Annotated in this window: 17 protein-coding genes and 2 pseudogenes; 13 read left to right on the top strand and 6 right to left on the bottom strand. The window is 40.7% G+C overall.

Annotated features, from left to right (window positions below):
• Window positions 1-231: 231 nt before the first annotated feature.
• Window positions 232-640, top strand: a pseudogene (locus tag AOQ70_RS07245) (DNA/RNA non-specific endonuclease); the annotation flags it as partial.
• 4 nt (window positions 641-644) lie between these two features.
• The gene (locus tag AOQ70_RS07240; RefSeq protein ID WP_059375438.1) at window positions 645-1,127 is read left to right on the top strand and encodes an antitoxin YezG family protein; all 483 of its coding nucleotides are present in this window, start codon (window positions 645-647) and stop codon (window positions 1,125-1,127) included.
• A gap of 65 nt (window positions 1,128-1,192) precedes the next feature.
• Here the strand turns inward: AOQ70_RS07240 and AOQ70_RS07235 are convergent, their stop codons facing one another.
• On the bottom strand, window positions 1,193-1,654 hold the full coding sequence (locus AOQ70_RS07235; RefSeq protein WP_059375436.1) for a macro domain-containing protein: 462 nt from the start codon (window positions 1,652-1,654) through the stop codon (window positions 1,193-1,195).
• Window positions 1,655-1,882: 228 nt separating this feature from the next.
• Between AOQ70_RS07235 and AOQ70_RS07230 the strand changes: the two genes are divergently transcribed.
• Window positions 1,883-2,464 (top strand): undecaprenyl-diphosphatase, encoded by a 582-nt coding sequence (locus AOQ70_RS07230; RefSeq protein ID WP_059375434.1) that lies wholly within the window; start codon window positions 1,883-1,885, stop codon window positions 2,462-2,464.
• A gap of 52 nt (window positions 2,465-2,516) precedes the next feature.
• Here the strand turns inward: AOQ70_RS07230 and AOQ70_RS07225 are convergent, their stop codons facing one another.
• Complete coding sequence (locus AOQ70_RS07225) at window positions 2,517-2,888, bottom strand: iron chaperone (protein WP_058837630.1); 372 nt, start codon at window positions 2,886-2,888, stop codon at window positions 2,517-2,519.
• A gap of 604 nt (window positions 2,889-3,492) precedes the next feature.
• Here AOQ70_RS07225 and AOQ70_RS07220 point away from each other — a divergent pair.
• Window positions 3,493-4,605, top strand: coding sequence for a response regulator aspartate phosphatase (locus tag AOQ70_RS07220; RefSeq protein WP_059375431.1), 1,113 nt, complete (start codon window positions 3,493-3,495; stop codon window positions 4,603-4,605).
• 455 nt (window positions 4,606-5,060) lie between these two features.
• Window positions 5,061-5,294, top strand: coding sequence for a hypothetical protein (locus AOQ70_RS19180; RefSeq protein ID WP_024425111.1), 234 nt, complete (start codon window positions 5,061-5,063; stop codon window positions 5,292-5,294).
• A gap of 40 nt (window positions 5,295-5,334) precedes the next feature.
• Here the strand turns inward: AOQ70_RS19180 and AOQ70_RS07215 are convergent, their stop codons facing one another.
• A complete protein-coding gene (locus tag AOQ70_RS07215) occupies window positions 5,335-6,030 on the bottom strand; it encodes a YoaK family protein (RefSeq protein WP_059375429.1) in 696 nt (231 codons plus the stop codon).
• 67 nt (window positions 6,031-6,097) lie between these two features.
• Entirely contained in the window at window positions 6,098-7,930 is a 1,833-nt protein-coding gene (locus AOQ70_RS07210; protein ID WP_059375427.1) for a DNA ligase D, read from the bottom strand.
• 115 nt (window positions 7,931-8,045) lie between these two features.
• Here AOQ70_RS07210 and ku point away from each other — a divergent pair, with 115 nt between their 5' ends.
• On the top strand, window positions 8,046-8,894 hold the full coding sequence (gene ku, locus AOQ70_RS07205) for a non-homologous end joining protein Ku (protein WP_048240214.1): 849 nt from the start codon (window positions 8,046-8,048) through the stop codon (window positions 8,892-8,894).
• A 213-nt stretch (window positions 8,895-9,107) separates the two neighbouring features.
• On the opposite strand, the gene AOQ70_RS07200 is transcribed toward ku, so the two are convergent.
• Window positions 9,108-9,551, bottom strand: coding sequence for a DUF2188 domain-containing protein (locus tag AOQ70_RS07200; protein ID WP_059375424.1), 444 nt, complete (start codon window positions 9,549-9,551; stop codon window positions 9,108-9,110).
• Between the two features lie 165 nt (window positions 9,552-9,716).
• Here AOQ70_RS07200 and AOQ70_RS07195 point away from each other — a divergent pair, with 165 nt between their 5' ends.
• The 7 genes and pseudogenes from AOQ70_RS07195 to AOQ70_RS07165 all read left to right on the top strand — a co-directional run bounded on the left by AOQ70_RS07195 (window position 9,717) and on the right by AOQ70_RS07165 (window position 15,730).
• Window positions 9,717-10,190 (top strand): VOC family protein, encoded by a 474-nt coding sequence (locus tag AOQ70_RS07195; RefSeq protein ID WP_052196523.1) that lies wholly within the window; start codon window positions 9,717-9,719, stop codon window positions 10,188-10,190.
• A 48-nt stretch (window positions 10,191-10,238) separates the two neighbouring features.
• Entirely contained in the window at window positions 10,239-10,652 is a 414-nt protein-coding gene (locus AOQ70_RS07190; protein WP_059375422.1) for an Rrf2 family transcriptional regulator, read from the top strand.
• A 100-nt stretch (window positions 10,653-10,752) separates the two neighbouring features.
• The gene (locus AOQ70_RS07185; RefSeq protein ID WP_059375421.1) at window positions 10,753-11,604 is read left to right on the top strand and encodes an SDR family oxidoreductase; all 852 of its coding nucleotides are present in this window, start codon (window positions 10,753-10,755) and stop codon (window positions 11,602-11,604) included.
• A gap of 188 nt (window positions 11,605-11,792) precedes the next feature.
• Window positions 11,793-12,515, top strand: a complete 723-nt coding sequence (locus AOQ70_RS07180; RefSeq protein WP_058838693.1) for a (Fe-S)-binding protein — start codon at window positions 11,793-11,795, stop codon at window positions 12,513-12,515.
• A 15-nt stretch (window positions 12,516-12,530) separates the two neighbouring features.
• Window positions 12,531-13,956: pseudogene (locus tag AOQ70_RS07175) on the top strand (LutB/LldF family L-lactate oxidation iron-sulfur protein).
• Complete coding sequence (locus tag AOQ70_RS07170) at window positions 13,953-14,675, top strand: LutC/YkgG family protein (protein WP_059375419.1); 723 nt, start codon at window positions 13,953-13,955, stop codon at window positions 14,673-14,675. The pseudogene AOQ70_RS07175 and the gene AOQ70_RS07170 overlap by 4 nt, the downstream one beginning before the upstream one ends.
• A gap of 146 nt (window positions 14,676-14,821) precedes the next feature.
• Complete coding sequence (locus AOQ70_RS07165) at window positions 14,822-15,730, top strand: DMT family transporter (protein WP_039178879.1); 909 nt, start codon at window positions 14,822-14,824, stop codon at window positions 15,728-15,730.
• A 12-nt stretch (window positions 15,731-15,742) separates the two neighbouring features.
• On the opposite strand, the gene AOQ70_RS07160 is transcribed toward AOQ70_RS07165, so the two are convergent.
• The gene (locus AOQ70_RS07160; protein ID WP_059375418.1) at window positions 15,743-15,934 is read right to left on the bottom strand and encodes a hypothetical protein; all 192 of its coding nucleotides are present in this window, start codon (window positions 15,932-15,934) and stop codon (window positions 15,743-15,745) included.
• Between the last annotated feature and the right edge of the window lie 63 nt (window positions 15,935-15,997).

Genomic DNA, 15,997 nt, shown 5'->3' with positions numbered 1-15,997 from the left:
CAAGGTTTTTTTGTTGAAGAGATACCTCGTGACGAAATAAACTATTTATTACTTACTGAATAGAGATAATCTTTGCAATCCCAATCTGATGTTTTAACAAAATTTTTAGTACGTACAACACCTTTAGATTGTATGCCCTATTTAATGAATTTCTTAAAAATCGTCATATATTACCATTTCATCCCCAAATATTTTACCTTCCCTTTCTCCCTGCCTTTTAAATTTTTCTCAACTTTTACGAACGATCACTATGGACGGATTGTCAAAGTCGAAGCAAGTGATTTAAAATACGGAGAGGTTAAAAGAAACCAATATGCCCAATCCAATTCAGGAAAGCCAGATCGATTACTGGATGATGATGTAGGGCATCTGATAGCGTTTATTTTTAAAGGGTCTGGAGATATTGATAATCTGATACCTATAAATTCACAAATTAATCGAAGCGGTGGGAAATGGTATCAGTTTGGAGCAGGAATGGTTGGCAGCCTTGAGGAAAGATCCACCTGAGACAGTATCAGTTTCCATAGAAAGCATTAGATATGAAGGGGATTCTATGCGACCATCTTTATTTAAAATTAAGTATAAAATTGGAGCTAGGAGAGTTAAAAAGGTATCGATTGAAAATAAGCCAGGAGGTTAATTCAATGGAAATGGAACCATCGAATGAAGTTTATCAAGAAATTTTGAATACAATAAATGAAATAATACCTGTTAATTGGGAGAATGTTTTACTATATGCGGAAATTCTTGATGACTCTCGTGAAGTTTATTTTTTCTTTAATACAAACAAACAACAAGAATATATTTATTCTCATGATATTCCTGATATATTTGAAGTCAGTGAAAATATATATGATGACTTATTAATTAATTTACAGGATTCTTTTAAGAAACTCAGAGATGAATTTAAAATTAACGAGCAAAAAACTTGGACAAATTTAACGCTGAAAATCAAGAATAGGAATCAATTTATCATTGATTTTAATTATGATGATGTATTGAACTCTCATTACAATACCTATCAACGAATGGCTATTTGGGAATATGAAAATTTGGGATATCTCCCTGAAGATGAAGAAGATAAAGAAGCCGTATTAAATTATATAAAAAATAAAGACGATAACTAACGCAGAATACCCTCCGAATTAAGGAGGGTATTTGTTATATATTTTTCATAAGAAACTCATTTCCATTATCTAAACCGATAAACCGTCACCTCACAATCACCCAGTACCTCTTCAATCATCTCTTCAACAATCGTCCAATCGCCGCCTGCCAAGCCGCAGCCAATCCCGTATGGAATGGCGATGGACGTTTGGTTTTTCTCTTCAGGTGAATGTGTCACTGTATCCTTTAGGTGTTGAAAGCAGCTGCGTAATGCATCGTAGTCGGTTTGCTTTCTTGTTCTTCCATACCCAGTTTGGGCAAATAGGTTGGCAATTGTTTTTCCATCTTTTGTTCTGATGAGTTGAATGGAGCTTAGCAAGTCATCTCCTTGTTCTGTACATAACTGTTTATAATTTTTGTACACATTCGGATATTTGCTTTTGATCTGTTTCGCTAATCCAGCGCCCATGACTCCTTTACAGTTCACCTGGTGACAGATGATGTCTTCGCTTGCCTCTAAAATGTTGCCATCCACCGTATTGATCATATGATGTAACCCCTTTTTGATAAAATGCAAACCTATGTTCTATTATAACAGTTTTGTTCCTGTGATTTAATAGCCTTTGATGAGTTTTTAGTTAGTACATGATGTTCAGGTGACAGTAAAGTGACAAACCTGTCATATGATTCCATGGTTTGTTCGTTCGATCGATGGAGGCAGACATCTCATTTCAATTATCCTTATCATAAATCAAGTAAAAAAGGATGAAATGAGATGCGGGGATTTAATGAAGATTTGTTTAGGTGGGTGAATCAGCTCAGTATTGATTATGGTTCCTTGAATCCGATATTTATTGGACTAGCTGAATATACAGTGCTGCTGGCAGCACTCATGTGTCTGTTTGTATGGTTTCAAAATCGCAGCAGGTACAATAGGGCGATGGTCGTTTCTGCTGGACTGACCTTCATCTTGGCAGAGTTACTCGGGAAAATCGCAGGGGTGTTTTATTTCAATCAGCAGCCCTTTGCAGAAATGAGCCACGTCAATCTTTTGATTCAAAAGGAAGTGAATAACTCGTTTCCGAGTGATCATACCATCTTTATTTTTTCGATTTGCCTGATCTTTTGGCTGTTTCATAAACGCCATTTTTATTGGCTGATCATTGCGTGTGCTGTTGGATTTTCAAGGTTTTGGGTAGGTGTTCATTATCCATTTGATGTCTTCGCAGGAGCTGCTATAGCGTGTTTAACAGCCGCTGCTGTTGTATATTTGCCGATATTTCAAAAAAGTGTTAATTCCATCTTGTCATGTTATGAGTGGCTTGAACAGAAATTGGTAGGGAAGAGAACTAAATAACATGAAGCAGTAAAATACCCCGATCTGTTAACGGCTGAGATCGGGGTACTGTTTATTTTCGCCAAAACGTTGAACAATCCGCTTTGTCTTCGATATTAAATTCAATGATTTTTTTCAGAAGAGGATAATCAACTGGCAAGCTTTCTTTCATGCGAAACATCTTTTTTCCATGATCGTACCCAGCTTGTACAATGTCAGCTGAAAATTGATCAATTCCTTTTCCTTCTGGTGCGACAGAAATGTGATGTTTTGCGACGCTAAACCCAATAATAAATGTACCGTGATCTGTGAACATAGGCTGATTCCAAGCAATTCTTGGCTCTAATTGAGGGAATGTGTCTTCTACCCATTGTAAGATGTCTTGAGTGCGCTGCTTCAGCTCGGGGTTACCGATGTTGCTGATATATTCTTCAAACACATGCATGATGTTTATCCTCCATTTCCATCGACCTCATAAGCCTCAGACGGGATTCGAACCCGCACTCCTTTCGTAAGCATAGGCTAGGGGCAACACGCTTCCCTACGGAATTTCACCGACAGGAATTTCACCTGTCTCAGCTCGTGTGCTTTTCGGTGCTTCTGAAACCCTTGCCTTGCGACCCGCCAGCTACAATTTGTTTTACGGCGCTCTTCCCTTCTAGAGCTACTGAGGCGTGTAAGTGATTGATCATATTATATAAAGAAACTGGATAAATGAAAAGCTGCACTGATCATTAGTTTACTGATCTTTAGGCGAATCGCACAAAATAGTCTTTGAAATGATGCGGTATTAACCATCATAAGATTAGAAAGCCCTAACAATGGGCTTTTTTCATTTCATCTCGAGATGTTTATTTTAAAAAAAGGCGGAATTTTTTCGCAAATATCATTGACTAGGAGAAAGAAACGCACTTTCAATGGAAACGGTTATTGAAGATTCAAGTGATTCATATTAAAATGATGTCAAATGGACGAATTAGCAATTGCTAATAGAAGTTCCATATTTAGTGAAATCATGTGCTGCAGCTGAAGGTGATTGGGGGTGTAGAATGAGCAAAGTTCCTGTTGCGGAATTGGCATCATTATTAAATGACTGGAACATGGAAATCAAAAAAGATCATGCAGATGAGGCAGAACGGTTATTTGCCAAAGCGAAACAAGCAGTAGAGGAAATTGACGATGCGGATATCCTCATATATTATTCTCTTCTTGAGAAAAGACATCACATTCTTATGTACAATTTAAGAGGGCAAAAGGGCAATGTTTCAACGAAAAGTAAAGAGGGTCATTATGGAAAAAAAGAAGATGACCTGTCTAACCGTCTTGCCTATTATTTCGATTTTTATGAGGGTGTGTATGAGCAGCATCAAGGTAATTATGAGGTTGCACTGCAAATGTATCAAAGTGCTGAAAAGCTCTTAGATAAAATTCCAAGTGAGATAGAACGTGCTGATTTCGATTTTAAAGTGGCATGGCTTTATTACCGGCTCAGTCATATCATGCTCTCATTAAGCTATATCCGCAGAGCGCTGCACGTCTATAAGCGGCACAAGCAGTATGAAAGAAGAACGGCCCTTTCATACTCCCTCATAGCAGCGAATCTAACAGAGATCGGCCGGTATGAAGAGGCGCTTGAGAATTATCGTCTGGCAGAAGAGGTTTTGACAAGCGAGCAGGATGATTTTATGCTGGCTCAGCACCACCACAATGTGGCCATTTTATATTCATTTTGGAACAAACCAAAGGAATCGATACGCCATCTTGAAAAAGCACTGTCCCATCAAGAGTATTATGATTCAGATTTCTTTTTCCATTCTACTTATCTGATCAGCCGGGAACTCTGTGTGATTGGTGAAAAGCAGCGTGCAAGCCAATATATAGAGGCTGCATATGCCAGAATAAAAGATGCTTCTCATGAAGTGTTTCAGCTAAAAATAGGCATCGTACATGATCTTTACTTAACGCATGCGCCACAAAGATTTCAGCAAATTGATGAGAAATTAAGAAAGTTAGAAGAGAAGAATGAATATCATGAAGTAAAAGAGCTATCACAATTTGCAGCAAAATATTGTGAAAAGCAAGCACTTTATGAGCAGTCTGTTTTTTACTTGAACAAAAGTTTAGAAGCGGATTTACATATGAAAAGAATGGGGTTGATTTAAGATGAAAACAGGATTGAAAGTATTATTCGTTGTCGGTTTAGCGGTCGCTGCGACTGTTTTGACGCAAAACGTTGCGGGTTCATTCGAAGTTGCAGAAAAAATCATTGGTGGTTAATACCATTTATCTCTCGCCCTTGTTGATATCGTCAGCAAGGGTTTTTTGTGTTTTAATAGGCTCTTCTTATTAAACGCTGCAAGAACGTTTAATAAGAAGAATTCGCAACAAAGGGGGTGTGCAAATTTATTACCTGCTCCATTATTCTAAATAAACATAGGGCAGAGCAACAAGTTAAAAAGGTCACTTTTCTTTGCTTAATTTAATTTTTTGCAGGACTTTTCATTCAAATTTTATCAAATTGGTCTAATGTACATAGAAGGAAAAGAAAAAGCAGGAGCACCGCCCCTTTTGTCATGCATATGATGAGATAAGGTCTGATTTGAAGGCAGGTGATTGTATGTATCCACGGGTTTATGGTGGTTTTCATGGAGGCGGTTTTAGCGGAGGCGGGGCACATATTGGTCCGGTTGGTTCCCATATCGGCTTTGGCGGATATTATTTGAGCCCTGGTGTATTCTCTGGCTTAGGCGGTTTTCCCGGGTACGGAGGATTCGGGACATTTTCTGGATATCCATATGGTTCTACGTTCATCATGGGGCGCCCTCCTGGATTTTATGTGAGGAGTTATTAGTGTAAGATCACATTAATTGAAATAGCCATCTAAAGAGAGGCTATTTCAATTGGTGAAAGTGCTTCAATCCAGCTGTTATCACAATGATGCCTAGAATGATGATCGGCAGCCAAATGATGATAAACGGATCGTAACGATCTGTGTATGCAGCTAAAGCCGCACCAAGGCAATAGAAGACAATAGAGCCTATTCGCATCAAGCTGACAAGCTGGATAGGAGCTTTTCTTTTTTCCCTGTATGATATGCGCTGAGCTGCATCTTCAAATAGATTAGCGAGTGTACTCGTGAGAACAGTTGTGGAAATGCCAGCAACATTCAATTTACGAGCGGCTGCTGTCTGCATGCCCATGGCCATACTTAAAAGGATGATCAGCATAAAGTAAGCACCTTGTGTATAAGGGAAAATGGTCATGAGAGCAAATAGAAGCAAAATCATCACTTCTATGATAAAAATGCGTGTCACGGCTTTTGGCCAAAACGCTTTCTCATGCTTCCCGCCTACCACAACTGCAAGTAAAACCCCTAAAACGAATCCACTTAGAGCAATGATGGAATGCAGGGCCGTTAGCTGCAAGGAGCTTCCTGCTGCAATGCCAAGCAGCACAATATTACCTGTCATATTGGCTGTAAACACATGCCCTAGGCTTAAATAGCCAATTACATCCACAATTCCTGCGGAAAGACATAAGCAAATCAAAGCTGTATTACGAAATGAATGTGCGGTCAAAATCGTCATCCCTTTCTTCCTCTCTAATGAATAAGTGTAACGCTTCATGACCGCGGATGTCCATCTGATGAGAAGGTCACATGTGTGCAAGCTGATGTAAGACTTGTCTAAAAGCATCATCATTCACAAGGTGCCTCATGCGGCGGAACGGATCGCCTTTTTCCTTTAAACGCTCTATGACAGCTGGCATCGTAAAAAGAGTAGGATGAAGCTCATCATGATAGAGTTCGTCCCATTCAAGCGGTGTCGCAACAAGTCCAAGCTCATTTCCTCTCGGGGAATATGGAGCGATAATTGTTTTTCCAGCATCATGCTGAATGTAGTCTAAATACAAGCGATTGCCGCGATTTTTCTTAAGACGTTCCAGAGTAAATAGATCCGGTGCTTGCTCACATAAAAATTGGCATATAAACGCAGTGAATTGTCTTGTTTCTTCGTAAGTGAAGGCGTTTTTCTTTAAAGGAATATAGACTTGAAGCCCTTTGCCTCCGCTTGTTTTAATAAAGGCTGTGAGAAAAAGTCCGTCTAAAAGCACTTTGATTCGTTTAGCAGCTTCGATAGCTAGATGAAACTCATTTACAGATGGCGGGTCCAGATCAAAGACGATTTCTGTCGGCCGATCCGTATCTCTTGTTTCAAAAGGGATATGAAATTCCATCGCTAGCTGGTTGCCAAGCCAAAGAAGCGTACGAGGATCATTACAGACCGTGTAAGAAATATCATCAACTTCATCTGTCAAAACAAAATCCGGTGCATAATCAGGAGTTGACTTTTGATAAAAGAATTCGTCTCCACTGCCATGCGGATACCGAATTAAAGTAAGACGCCTTTCACGTAAAAAGGGCAAAAGATAGGGAGCCACTTGTCTTAAATAAAGTAAGTAATCTGCCTTGTTCAGTTGAAGGGCCGGGACAATCGGTTTCTCAGGGTGAGTGACGTCTATAACAGCAGGGAGTGGATACAGCTGTTTGAGCATTTGCTGAATTGTACATGCTGCTGGATCTGCATCTAGTAAAAAGGAAGAAAAACGCGGCTCTCTTAAAGCCGATCCATCAAAGGATATACACGCAATGCTGGCAACGATAGAAGGAGGGATTTCATATGTTGATCCTCCTGTTAACTGGCCCTTTGTCTGAAATAGCGTGCGCAGTGTTTGTTCTTCTTCTTTAGAAAATCCATGCTTGAATTGGACAACCTCTATGAGAGCCGAATCTTGATAAATGGAGCCTTGGAAATAGCCATTTTCTTTGTCAAAACGGGTTACAATGACAGATACATACCGCCAGTTTTTTATTTTCAGCCATTCTTTTGAACGAGTATTGTCATGCCATTTACTCGTCTTTTTTTTCGCTACTAATCCTTCTGCTAAATACATCGTCATCAAGTTTTTCATGTATTCAGAGTCTGGATCTGTATGAATGACCTGCAGAAGGGAAGGGTGCTTCAGCTGAACTGATGAAGGGAGCTTTGCGTCTTGGAAAACTTGTTGCAGCTGATTTTTTCTTTCCGTCAACGGTAAATCAACGAGAGGTTTCCCTTTATATCTTAATAGATCAAACGCAATGAAATGACATGGAAATCGTTCAGCCTGTCTTTGGATGGCTTCTTTGTTTTTCAGCCGGCCTCTTTGTTGAACCTTCGCAAACTCACTTTGCTCTTCACTTAGTAAAAAGACCAATTCTCCGTCAAGTGTCAGTGGTAAAAAGGGAGCAAATTCGTCTCTTAATTGTTCGCACTGATCCATCACTTCAGGAAATTGCTCATTTAGCTGTTTTCCGGTCCTGCTTTCTAAACGAATCTCGTCTTCTTTCCATACAAGAATAGCCCGAAAGCCATCATATTTTAATTCATACACCCAGTCTGCACCGGCAGGTATATCATGTGCAGGTGTTAATCGCATAGGTTTCATTGTGCATGTCACTTCCTTATATCATGTGTTCTTAGAGTGGGATGAAATTTTCAATCACATACATAAGTATGGTGAAAACATTACATAGTAAGGAGAAAAGAACGGAGGAAGCGCGATGCATACAGTATGGAAAGGCGGCATTAGTTTCGGATTGGTTAATATTCCAGTCAAGCTGTTTACCGCTACAGAGAACAAAGACATTAAATTAAGACAGCTGCATAAAGAATGTCACACGCCCATTAACTACAAGAAAGTATGTGCCAATTGCGGTGAAGAGGTAGCGCCAGAACAAATTGTGAAGGCGTATGAATATGCGAAAAATAAATTTATTGAATTGGACGATGAAGAGCTAGAAAAACTTCGAAAAGAAAATGAAGAAAAAGCCGTTGAAATCATTGATTTTGTAAAGATTGAAGAGATTGATCCTATCTATTATGAAAGAAGTTATTTCTTATCACCGGATACCGGCGGAGCGAAGGCTTATTCATTATTAAGAAAAGCTTTAGAGGAATCGGGAAAAATTGGTGTCGCTAAGATTATGATTCGCTCAAAGGAGCAATTAGCAATCGTTAGGTGCTATGAACATATTTTGCTGATGGAAACCATTCATTTCCCTGACGAAATTAGACAAGTATCAGATGTGCCGAATATCCCCCAAGAGGAGAACATTGTCAAGAAAGAGTTAGATACAGCGCTCCTTTTAATCGAGCAGCTGACCACGACATTCGATCCAGCGGCATATCAGGATGAATACAGAGAACAGCTGATGAATTTAATTGGCGATAAAATATCTGGAGAACATACCGTTCAACCTGAAACGACAGGTAAAAAAGATCCTGCATCCAATGTGACTGATTTAATGGCCGCACTACAGGCATCAATCGACCGATCAAAACCAGCCAAAGCGAAAAAAGCAGCGCCTAAGAAAAGAAAAACTCCAGCGAAAAAAGAAAAGAATGCATAAAATAAGACCGCTGACAAGCGGTCTTAAATTGTTGACAAAAGACTAAAATGATCTTTATTTTAGCCTTTTGTTTTCCTTCAGCGTGATAGAAAACCTTTGTAGTCTAGGAAGGAACGAGTACCGGAGCGAATTTAACATTCGTGAGCACCGGCACGCAGGACTGACACCGAATGCGAGGGTTTGTCTACACGCTAAGACCGCTGACGAGCGGTCTTATTGCGGCTTTAACACGTCCTGAATCGTCCCATCTTTTCGGTGAATGACAACGGATGTTCCTTTATTAGCTGAAATCTCCTTTGCCCGGTCAATTGCTTCTTGTTTTGTTTCTTTGACCTCGCTTGCTCGTTTCGCTTTCTCTGTTTGAACCGCCCAGCCTTTCTCGTGTTTTACTACATGCTGCGCATGATCCATTAGCACTGGTCTCGCAGAGCTGCTGCCTTCAGAAGGTTTGACAGAACCATGAGATGAGAAATTTTCTATCTCTTTCTCGGTGGCATTCTTTTTCCACTCTTTCGCTTGACTGATTGCAATTGGAATGGCTTTATTTTCCTCATAGCCTTCCTGAATCATTTTATTGGCAATCTCAAGTGCTTTTTTCCGAATGATGTTGTCTAATGATTGAAATGAAGCTGGATAATCGTTCATCGTCCAAGGCATATGAACCGCTCCTTTCTGTTATTTTATTTGAACACCTTCCCCCATCTGCAAAGGGTCAAACATACGATGTCTCTCAAACTAATGTTAGGGATAAAATACATCGTTTTGCTGAGGCAGAATATCATCAACTCCTGCAGAATAGAAGGTAGAAAAGGAGTGATTTTGATGATGATGAAAGGTTTATATGAAGCACATTTACCTGTGAGTGACTTGAAGGCATCTATTGCGTTTTATGAAAAATTGGAATTGACACTTGCTCATGAAAATGAACGAGTTGCTTTTTTATGGATTGAGAAAGGAAAGAGCTGGCTTGGCCTGTGGAAAGTAGATATGAACCATTTTCCATACCATCCCTCGACTCGGCACGTTGCCTTTCAAATTACAACGTCTAGTATCGAACAGATCAAGACTTGGCTGATCGAAAGAGGCATCAGCATTCACCCAATGTTTGGTTTTTCAGAAGAAAAGCAGCCTTTAGTTCTCGATAATCCGCCGCAATTTCATGCAGCGATCTATTTTCTTGACCCAGATGAGAATCTGCTTGAATGCATTGCTCCGCTTGAACTTGATACAGGAGAAGACTACGATATCATGACGTATGAGGATTGGGAACGAAAGAAAAATCCGTTTATTGATTGACAAAATCACTTATTGTAACTATATTGATTACAACGGTGGTGAAAGATTGTGAAACAAATTAGCAGCAGGTATCCGATTGCTGTTCATATTGTGTCATTTATTGCAGGTGTTCCAAAAGAGTGTACTAGTGATTTTATTGCAGAGAGCGTGAATTCAAATCCAGCCATTGTTCGAAAAATGATGGCAATGCTCAAACGGGCGGGTCTCATTGAGATTCGCCGCGGAGTAGGCGGTGCTTATTTAAAAAGAGCGGCCGGCGATATTACGCTGTTAGATGTGTATCGTGCTGTGGATGTAAGCGAGGATGAAGAATTGTTTAACTTTCATCAGCCCGTCATCGCATGCCCGATTGGTCAAGCGATGGACACGAGACTTCGGCATGAACTAAAAGAAGCACAAGCTGCACTTGAGAATCACCTAAAGCAAGTGACAATTCAGCAATTATTAACAGAGGCGGAATAAAAAAGCTCGTACATTAGAGCTTTTTTTACACCTTTGTTGTAACCATTTCGATTATAACGAATGCACATCACCGTTGAACGAAAAATGAGGAGGTCAACAAATGAAATTATTAGTAACAGGCGCAACGGGACAACTTGGATCGCTCGTCGTCAAGCATTTGCTTACAAAAGTACCGGCTGAACAAATTGCAGTAAGTGTTCGAAATCCGCAAAAAGCAGCACATTTGAAGGATGCTGGGGTGGATGTACGCCGTGGAGATTTTACTCAGCCAGACACATTGACATCAGCATTTGAGGGCATTGACCGTCTGTTGATCATTTCAACGGCAGATGGAGACCGCGTGCAGCAGCATAAAGCGGCAATCGAAGCGGCAAAAGCAGCAAATGTGAGTTTTATTGCTTATACAAGTGTTGTCAATGCAAGAGAGAGTCAGCTTGTCCTTGCAAATGACCATGCCAAAACAGAAGAAGCCATTTTGGCCTCTGGCATTCCTCATGTATTTTTAAGAAACAACTGGTATGTTGAAAACGAAAAAGATACGATTCTGGCGTCAGTCAGCGGCGCACCATTTTTAAGCCCTATTGGCGAAGGAAAGGTTGGCTGGGCAACAAGAAATGACTACGCAGAAGCGGCAGCAAATGCGTTAACACTTCCAGTACATGATCAGGAGATATATGAACTGTCAGGCCCGCTTCGGACACATAGTGATCTTGCACAAATTGTCAGCAAGGTGAGCGGAAAAGAAATCAAAGTAGAAAAAATAGATGTAGATACATTTGGAGAATTTTTAGCTTCAAATGGTGTACCAAAAGAAGCAGTGCCATTTGTCAAAGCCATTCAAAGCGGCATTCGCGATGGTGCATTAGCTGTCGAAAGCCAAGATTTCGAAACATTACTAGGCCGGCCGTTAACACCTATTGAAGAAAAAATTAGTGAATTGATTTCAAAATAAACATCAAAAACGCCCTATGAAAAGGGCGTTTTTTATTTAGTCACACAGTCCATAAGTACAAATTTTAGACAAATCACTTCGTTGAAATTTCAGAAATTTGGGATTAAAATGAAATTAAGGCCTGTTATTTAATCATCAGATGATCAGAATGATGAATCAAAATGCAGCAATAGAAGGGAAGTTCGCCGATGAAAGTCCATTTATTCGTTACTTGTTTAGTCGACACGATGCAGCCAAATGTAGGAAAGGCGACAGTGGAAGTATTGGAAAGACTCGGTGTTGAAGTGGAATTTCCAGAAGCACAAGTGTGCTGCGGACAGCCAGCCTTTAACAGCGGCTATACAAAGGAGACAATCAAAGCAGCGAAAAACATGATCAAAGCCTTTGAGTCAGCTGAATATGTTGTGACACCATCAGGTTCGTGTAAGGCGATGTTTTTAGAATATCCTCATCTTTTAAAAGAAGACCGAGTGTGGTCGGCCAAAGCTGAGGCACTTGCCGCAAAAACATATGAATTAACAGAGTTTATTGTTGATATATTACACGTGACAGATGTAGGAGCAAGCCTGAAAGGGAACGCAGCCTATCACACCTCCTGTCATATGACGAGACTGCTGCGTATTAAGGAGGCGCCTTTTACGCTGTTGTCAAATGTCAAAGATTTGACGATGAGACCATTGCCCCGCGCAGAAAATTGCTGCGGATTTGGAGGAACCTTTTCAGTGAAAATGACCCCTATTTCTGAGCAGATGGTTGACGAAAAAGTACAAAGCATAGAGGAGACAGGCGCTGATTATATCATTGGTGCTGACTGCGGCTGCCTGCTGAATATTGGCGGGAGGCTGAACCGTCTTGATAAACCCATCCAAGTGATGCACATCGCAGAAGTATTAAACAGCCGCGGACTTTAAGAGGAGGAACAGCACATGAGTATGAAAATTGGAGAAAAGGCCTTTAAAGAACGGATCGGGAAAGGTTTAGAAGACGCTGTCATGAGAGGTGCTGTCTCCTCAGCACAGGAACGTCTGTATAAAAGGCGGCTGACTGCAAGTGAGGAGCTTGGCAATTGGGAAAAGTGGCGTGAGCTTGGTGAGGAAATCCGGCAGCATACGCTGACGCATCTTGATGACTACTTATATCAATTAAGTGAAAGTGTAAGTGCACGAGGAGGCCATGTCTTTTTTTGCAAAAACAAAGGAAGAGGCATCAGCATATATTCAAGAGGTGGCACAGAAAAAAGCAGCCAAAAAGGTCGTCAAATCAAAATCAATGGTCACAGAAGAAATCGAGATGAATCAAGCGCTTGAAGAGATCGGCTGTGAGGTAGTAGAAAGCGATCTTGGCGAATATATTCTGCAAGTGGATGACCATGAACCGCCTTCACATATTGTGGCACCTGCCCTTCATATGACGAAAGAACAAATACGGGAAGTATTTCATGAGAAGCTAGGGTATGAGATGTCAGAAACACCCGAAGAAATGACGAATTTTGTAAGAGCCATCTTGCGTGAAAAATTCCTAGAAGCTGATATTGGTGTGACCGGCTGTAATTTTGCAGTGGCCAACACAGGGTCCATCTGCCTTGTAACAAATGAAGGGAATGCGGATCTTGTCACGGCTATACCGAAGACGCATATTGCCGTTATGGGAATGGAGCGGCTTGTTCCAACGATGGAGGAACTGGATGTCCTTGTGGGTCTTTTGTGCAGAAGCGCAGTCGGCCAGAAATTAACTAGTTATATTTCTGTAGTGGGACCAAAAGGAGAAGGTGAAGTGGATGGACCAGAAGAATTCCACTTGGTCATTGTGGACAATGGGCGGTCAAATATATTAGGAACGGCCTTTCAGCCTGTTCTCCAATGTATCCGGTGTGCAGCCTGCATCAATGTCTGCCCCGTTTACCGGCATGTTGGCGGACATTCGTACGGTTCGATTTATCCAGGACCAATCGGAGCTGTTCTTTCGCCGCTTCTTGGCGGCTATGATGACTACAAGGAGCTCCCTTTTGCATCAAGTCTGTGCGCAGCCTGCACGGATGCTTGTCCAGTGAAGATTCCACTTCATGAGTTATTGATTAAACATAGACAGGTAATCGTTGAAAAAGAGGGGAGAGCGCCTAAAACTGAAATGCTGGCGATGAAAATGTTTGGCATAGGGGCAGCGTCTCCCGGGATGTATCAATTTGGAACAAAAGCAGCCCCTGCATTGATGAATCGTATGGCGACAAATGGACAAATTTCAAAAGGAATAGGTCCTTTAAAGAATTGGACAGATATTCGTGACCTGCCAGCTCCAAGTAAAGAAAGATTCAGGGATTGGTTTAAGAAGAGACAAAAGGAGGAGCAGCGATGAAGGGGACCATTTCTCACCGAGAGTCGTTTTTATCTCATATCCAGCATCAATTAGGCAAAAACTCTTCCCCATCTGCCTCTATTCAACGGCCGGCATGGAAGCATCAAGTCCAGTGGGATACAAACGGAAGTTTGTCTAAAGATGAATTAGTCGAGCAATTGAAAAAGCAATGTCAGCAAATTCATACAAGAGTAGTCGAAACAACACCGGAGAAAGCGCCCTCGGTATTACGATTGTTGATGACAGAATATGGTGAGGGTGCTGTGATGACATCGTGTGATCATCGCTTTGAACAATATGGTTTCAGCCCTATGTTTGACAGCTTGCAACGAGATGGGATTTCCATCGCCTGCTGGAATACAGATCTATCAAGAGAAGAAAACATAAGGCAGGCAGAACAAGCGAAATATGCAGTTGTGTTCAGTGATTATACCCTTGCAGAATCAGGTACAGTTGTCCTTTCATCCCATCAAGGTCAAGGGAGAGCGCTGCATTTTTTGCCAATGATGTATATCGTGTGTATAGAGAAAAGCTCGATTATTCCGCGAATGATTCAGGCTGTTTCGGCTCTTAATCGCTCAGTAGAAGAGGGGGAGCAGGCGAAAGGTGCCATCCATTTCATATCAGGTCCAAGTAATTCTGCCGATATTGAAATGAATTTAGTGGTAGGGGTTCATGGTCCAGTTCAGGCCATTTATCTGTTAATAGATGATGAATGAAGGCTTTCGTAATGAAAGCTTTTTTTCATCCAACAAGTTGACGCCAGTTTTAAAAAAATCATCTTGCCACTAGGTGAATGGACATAGTAAGATGACGACATATAAGATGAACTGCTCATCTACTGCTGATGTAAAGGAAGCTGCTAATGGAAATCAAGACAACTGCTCAAACGAAATCAATTGCACTGCCACTTGTGATTTCGATAATTGCTATTTCGTTTTCTGCAATCATTGTGAAATGGTCAAATGCACCTGCTGCTATTTTAAGTATGTATCGAATGATCTTTGCGGCGGCTTTCATGCTGCCATTTATCCTGCCAAGAAAAAAAGAATTTCTCTCAATAAAACGCAGAGACTGGTTTTTCTTATGTATGTCAGGCTTCTTTTTAGGCCTCCATTTTGTGCTGTGGTTTGGCTCACTGAAGCTGACGACAGTGGCAAGCTCTACCATTATTATCGCTCTACAACCGATGGTGTCCTTATTAGGCGGATTCCTCATTTTCCGTGAACGAACGACGATGTCAGCTCTATTGACGATGTGTGCAGCGATTGTTGGTGCCCTCATGATAGGCTGGGGAGATATTGGTCATAGCAAGGAAGCCATCTTAGGAGATATTTTATCCTTTTTGAGTGTGATCGCTGTTGTTTGTTACTTGTTAATAGGTCAACAGGCTGTCAGAAAAATATCTCATTGGATTTATAGTTTTTGTGTATTTGGTTTTGCTGGTCTTTTTTTAATTTTATTCAATCTGCTTCAGCAAACCCCTTTTATAGGTTATCCGGCTAAGGAGTGGGGAATCTTTTTATTGCTTGCTATCATTCCCACTATGTCTCATGTCATTAATAATTGGCTTTTAACTTATGTTAATGCGACAACCATTTCAATGAGTATACTAGGAGAACCTGTTGGGGCAACGATCCTTGCTGTATGGCTGCTTGGAGAGAAAGTCACGCTGCTCCAAATGCTTGGCGGTCTGCTTGTTCTTTTAGGTGTTTTTTTCTTTTTGATGCAGCAGCGTCAAGGAATCGTGATGAAAACAAAAAAATCCGGTTAGCTCCCGGATTTTTTACTCTTTTAGATCGTTTTTTTCAATTACTTTGTTTAATCTTGCCTCGATTTTTTTCAATTCCATTCGTTTTCTTCTAATCATGCGAAACGCGATGACAATGATTGTCACAGTAAAGGCAATGAATAGAAGAGAGAACACTTGAAATAGAAGATCTCCCATGTTGAATGCCATATTCTCTCCATTAAACATACGTAAAACCTCCTTTTCTATGTATATATTACCATAATCAATAAAAGATTGAGATTTATCCAT

It is taken from the genome of Bacillus sp. AM 13(2015), assembly GCF_001518755.1.
GTDB lineage: Bacteria > Bacillota > Bacilli > Bacillales > Bacillaceae > Bacillus > Bacillus safensis.
Note: the sequence above shows the minus strand (reverse complement) of the source record. Positions and strands in the feature narration are given on the sequence as shown.

Bases quoted from the DNA above. Each gene is read 5' to 3' on its own strand.
- AOQ70_RS07180 (WP_058838693.1), top strand. From the start codon at position 11,793: ATGAAAGTCCATTTATTCGTTACTTGTTTAGTCGACACGATGCAGCCA.
- ku (WP_048240214.1), top strand. From the start codon at position 8,046: ATGCATACAGTATGGAAAGGCGGCATTAGTTTCGGATTGGTTAATATT.
- AOQ70_RS07220 (WP_059375431.1), top strand. From the start codon at position 3,493: ATGAGCAAAGTTCCTGTTGCGGAATTGGCATCATTATTAAATGACTGG.
- AOQ70_RS07230 (WP_059375434.1), top strand. From the start codon at position 1,883: ATGCGGGGATTTAATGAAGATTTGTTTAGGTGGGTGAATCAGCTCAGT.
- AOQ70_RS07215 (WP_059375429.1), bottom strand. From the start codon at position 6,030: ATGACGATTTTGACCGCACATTCATTTCGTAATACAGCTTTGATTTGC.
- AOQ70_RS07235 (WP_059375436.1), bottom strand. From the start codon at position 1,654: ATGATCAATACGGTGGATGGCAACATTTTAGAGGCAAGCGAAGACATC.
- AOQ70_RS07160 (WP_059375418.1), bottom strand. From the start codon at position 15,934: ATGTTTAATGGAGAGAATATGGCATTCAACATGGGAGATCTTCTATTT.
- AOQ70_RS07240 (WP_059375438.1), top strand. From the start codon at position 645: ATGGAAATGGAACCATCGAATGAAGTTTATCAAGAAATTTTGAATACA.
- AOQ70_RS07185 (WP_059375421.1), top strand. From the start codon at position 10,753: ATGAAATTATTAGTAACAGGCGCAACGGGACAACTTGGATCGCTCGTC.
- AOQ70_RS19180 (WP_024425111.1), top strand. From the start codon at position 5,061: ATGTATCCACGGGTTTATGGTGGTTTTCATGGAGGCGGTTTTAGCGGA.
- AOQ70_RS07195 (WP_052196523.1), top strand. From the start codon at position 9,717: ATGATGATGAAAGGTTTATATGAAGCACATTTACCTGTGAGTGACTTG.
- AOQ70_RS07210 (WP_059375427.1), bottom strand. From the start codon at position 7,930: ATGAAACCTATGCGATTAACACCTGCACATGATATACCTGCCGGTGCA.
- AOQ70_RS07170 (WP_059375419.1), top strand. From the start codon at position 13,953: ATGAAGGGGACCATTTCTCACCGAGAGTCGTTTTTATCTCATATCCAG.
- AOQ70_RS07225 (WP_058837630.1), bottom strand. From the start codon at position 2,888: ATGCATGTGTTTGAAGAATATATCAGCAACATCGGTAACCCCGAGCTG.
- AOQ70_RS07200 (WP_059375424.1), bottom strand. From the start codon at position 9,551: ATGCCTTGGACGATGAACGATTATCCAGCTTCATTTCAATCATTAGAC.
- AOQ70_RS07165 (WP_039178879.1), top strand. From the start codon at position 14,822: ATGGAAATCAAGACAACTGCTCAAACGAAATCAATTGCACTGCCACTT.